This is a genomic window from Mesorhizobium sp. B1-1-5 (assembly GCF_006443065.1).
GTDB lineage: Bacteria > Pseudomonadota > Alphaproteobacteria > Rhizobiales > Rhizobiaceae > Mesorhizobium.
In genome coordinates, this window is record NZ_VFWS01000681.1 from 1 (window position 1) to 1016 (window position 1016).

Annotated in this window: 1 protein-coding gene; it reads left to right on the forward strand. The window is 58.8% G+C overall.

Going from position 1 to position 1016, the window contains the following annotated elements; genetic code table 11:
- Positions 1–213, forward strand: a 213-nt coding sequence (locus FJ980_RS34345) for a MucR family transcriptional regulator (RefSeq protein ID WP_181181436.1), incomplete at its 5' end; no start/stop codon positions are given.
- Between the last annotated feature and the right edge of the window lie 803 nt (positions 214–1016).

Genomic DNA, 1016 nt, shown 5'->3' on the forward strand with positions numbered 1-1016 from the left:
GGCAAGAAGTTCAAATCGCTGAAGCGCCACCTTCGTAACCTTGGCCTGACGCCGGATGAGTATCGCGCTAAGTGGAAGCTACCGGATGACTATCCGATGGTGGCGCGGAACTATGCGGAACAGCGGTCCGCTTTGGCGAAGTCCTTTGGGCTTGGGCGGAAGCCGGTTCCCCAAAAGAAGGCTCCTGCGAAACGGACGGCCAAAGTCGCCTGACGCGAAACTGCCCCTGCCCTTTGCCTTTGGACCATGACCAGCGCCTATCTCCCGGTGCGCCAAATCGATGAGGACAGCGAAACGGACGGGAGCGCTGAAGACGCTTCGCTTTGGGCAAGCGAAAGCCCGCGCCTCTGGCGGAGGTCGCGGGCCCGATCGGGGGGCCGATCTTCAGCAGGCGATGGAGGGCACCACCTGCCCAAACACAATCGTTAGCGATAGCTAATGCTCCGTCAAGTTAATCCGAGCGCTATTTTCGCTCCACTCTAAGGCGATGCCCTCAGCAGCGTCCTTCAGTCTCGAAACCGCTCGGTGTGCCAGGTGATCTTGCCGTTGACCTTCATCGGCTTATGGATCATCAGACATGTTCAATCTCTACAATCGCACGATCCAAATCGTTTGCGGCGGGCTCCAGCCGCCACTAGCCCACCGGAAGGGCAAAGTTACCAACTTTGACGATCCGGGATCTGGTTGATGCCGTGCGTGCCATTGAAGCGGGCGAAGAACTTTATGGCGACCCAGCAACAGCAGTTGCGCACTGCGCGCTGACTGCTCATTTGGACGGTCCTGTGGATGACTAACGTTTCTGGTGCGCGGTCTTCGCAACCTTTTTGCGTCAGGTTACCAGGCATGAACACCAGAAACCGAACCGCTTGAGATCTATTCGCGCCGATGTTCCGTCATCGCGAGCGGTGGTGGGCTATTGGGGCCCCGCGTTCTCGCGCTTTTTCCTAGGCGCCGAACTCGCATAGGGAATGTCAGCCGTCAGCCGCTGCTCCCGCAGCCGAGCTGTTTTCGCATCC